The organism is Tahibacter harae, from assembly GCF_024437735.1.
GTDB classification, from domain to species: Bacteria; Pseudomonadota; Gammaproteobacteria; order Xanthomonadales; family Rhodanobacteraceae; genus Tahibacter; species Tahibacter harae.
On the sequence record NZ_JANFQO010000065.1, the window covers coordinates 1 to 2,490 of the forward strand.

A 2,490-nucleotide genomic window follows, 5' to 3' on the forward strand; every position below is an offset into this window, starting at 1 on the left:
AACTCCGCGCTGAAGCGCTTGCGTTCCGTCTTGCCTTCTGATTTCTTCCTGCTCATCTGTCTCACTCCGGATTGCGATATTGAATCGCTTATCCGGGTGTCCGAAAAGCAGGGGCAGGATCATACATCCGGCTGCGCGGGCACTGGTTGCAGCGCGCCGGCTTTCCGCCCAATGGACACATCCGCGTGCGCGTCCTCGATGGCTGTCTGGTCATGACGTGCGAACCGCCACTGCCCGCCAAGACACGGCGACCATAATGGCCACATAGAACAAAAGGCCCCGCAATTGCGAGGCTTTTTGCACCGATCACACAAGAACAAGCTCAAGCAATCAGAGGATGATCAGAGAAGCCCTTGCAACGACGTCGGATTTTTCCGACTACCGAGGGATTTATGGGTGTCCTGTTTTCATGTTTTCACGGTCTGGTCATGACCTGTGAAGCGCCGCCGGCCAAGATTCGGCGGCGATGACAGACCGCAACAACAAACATCAAAAGCCCCGCAGTCTCGGGGCTTTTTGCTCTGATGGAAGTTAACCTGACCCCACTAGTTCGCCCACCAAGAACGACTGTGTGTCAAATGCGCCGACAAACCCCACCCATCCAGAACCTCCTGCCATATCATCAGCGTACCGCAAAGCATCATCCCATTCACCTAAAGTGGCTATTTCCATCTTTATCGTTTCAGATGCTTTATTAAAAAATTCCGGACCCAGTCCACACTGAACAATCCGAATCGAGTTATTTGCCCCAACGGAAGAGCACACATACCTAATAATGGCACTCGAAGACAGAGCGACAACTGATACATCCTCATTCTCATAAGGAATAGTCGCCACTACTGCAGACAGCCCATCGAGAACACCTTGTTTGTCATCCGGATCAACCTGGATGGCTCCTTCACCAATGAGCCCCTTAGTCCATTCAATGTCCACAATGCATGCAAACAGCAACAATCCATCCATGTAGGCGGACCTGATCGTTCGCCGCAAATACTCGATATCAACAGGCAATATCACTGTATCGATCCCTCCGGAATGTGAAACTCAAATCCGCTGTCCTGCCAATACCTAGGGCCATTCGTATGCCCCCCAGCAACTGCCCAGTCCATGCGGAACAGCTGATCCTGAGCAGCAAGTTTCTTACCTTTAGAAAACCCTATGCCAAAAAATCGGGTGCGATGCCCACCAACCCCTAACACTAGTCGACGAGACCCAAAATTTGCCAACGGAATCCTGACAGGCGTTGGCAACAAATCCGATCTGCCCGGCTTGAAGGCAAGTCCAGGAGTAGGAAGATAGAAAACAATATTTGATGAAGAGTCTGCAAGAAAATGTTTAAATGTATTTATCTTGTAGGTAACTATGCTTGAAACGAGCTTCCTTGCATTAGCTTTTAGCGCATGCAGACCTCTTTCGAAGCCTTGCGGTGAAAGATTTCCCGAGAACTCAGCAGGCCTCAGATAGCCATTAAGATTGGCTAGCATGCCAGGGTCAGTCAGTACTCTTAGGGCTTCCGCAAGTGCTTGGATAGTGCTCACCGCGCTTTGCACTTTATGAACAGTGTTCATTACTCCAATTGCGCGAGATAGGAGAGTTCCCATGACATTATTTGCAGCAGTTGCATCAATTAGGGTAGCCATCCCCGACGGATCTAGATAGTTGGCACCATTGGCATTGGCGTATAAATATTTGTGGATCGAGATTGGATCAGCATCGAATCCGCTGAAGTTGTCCTGCTGCGTGAACCGCCCACTGCTGGGATCCATGTATCGAGCGCGCAGGTAATAGAACCCCAAATTCGGATCGAACTGCTCCCCCGTGTACTGATAATCCGTCGCCGGATTCTGCCCCGCCGCCAGCTCACTGGCCCACTCGTCGCGATCCCCGAAGGCGTGATACGCATACCGGTCAACCGGGCTGCCAGCCGCATCGGTCAGCAACCGCGTACTGCCCAGCCCGTCATAGTGGAAGGTGCTGGCTACCGCCACCGGATTCGGCGTACCGCTCGGCGCCCCGACATTCGGCAGCAGGTTGCCCTGCATATCCCGTAGCGCGTACTGCCCGAGCAGATCGTCGCCGTAGGTGTACGCCGCCTTCAGGCTCAAACCACTGACGCTGGCTCCCGGCGCCAAGGGAGCGCCGACCCGCTCCTCGATCACCTGCGCATACGCCTGGTTCGGATCGATCAGGTAGCGGACTTCCTTCGCATCCAGCGTGCTGGCCTTCTGGATCTGGCTACGCCGGATACCGTCGTGGGTGTAGGTGTACTGGGTGATATCCAGCACACTGCCCACCTGCCGCTCCACCTGGGCCAGCTTGTTACGCCCGTCGTAGCGGTAGCGTGTGGTTGCGTCGGGCGCGATGGTCTCGACCAGGCTGCCGTTGAGGTCGTAGCGATGCGTCGTCAGACGGGTCATGCCGTTGCTGACGGCCGTCTCGTCGAGCAGACGGTCGTTCGCGTCGTAGCGGTAACTGGTCGTTGTCGTGGAC

Annotated in this window: 3 protein-coding genes; 1 reads left to right on the forward strand and 2 read right to left on the reverse strand. The window is 54.4% G+C overall.

The features are described 5' to 3' along the window. Positions 1-131 precede the first annotated feature (131 nt). On the forward strand, positions 132-257 hold the full coding sequence (locus NM961_RS24330; RefSeq protein ID WP_369334907.1) for a SymE family type I addiction module toxin: 126 nt from the start codon (positions 132-134) through the stop codon (positions 255-257). Between the two features lie 274 nt (positions 258-531). Here the strand turns inward: NM961_RS24330 and NM961_RS23800 are convergent, their stop codons facing one another. Continuing rightward, a complete protein-coding gene (locus NM961_RS23800) occupies positions 532-963 on the reverse strand; it encodes a hypothetical protein (RefSeq protein ID WP_255916918.1) in 432 nt (143 codons plus the stop codon). 50 nt (positions 964-1,013) lie between these two features. Beyond that, positions 1,014-2,490: RHS repeat domain-containing protein (locus NM961_RS23805; protein ID WP_255916919.1), on the reverse strand; the 1,477-nt coding region annotated here is incomplete at its 5' end.

What these genes read in the sequence shown, in the direction of transcription:
- NM961_RS23800 (WP_255916918.1), bottom strand. Translation starts at nt 963, where the DNA reads ATGGATGGATTGTTGCTGTTTGCATGCATTGTGGACATTGAATGGACT.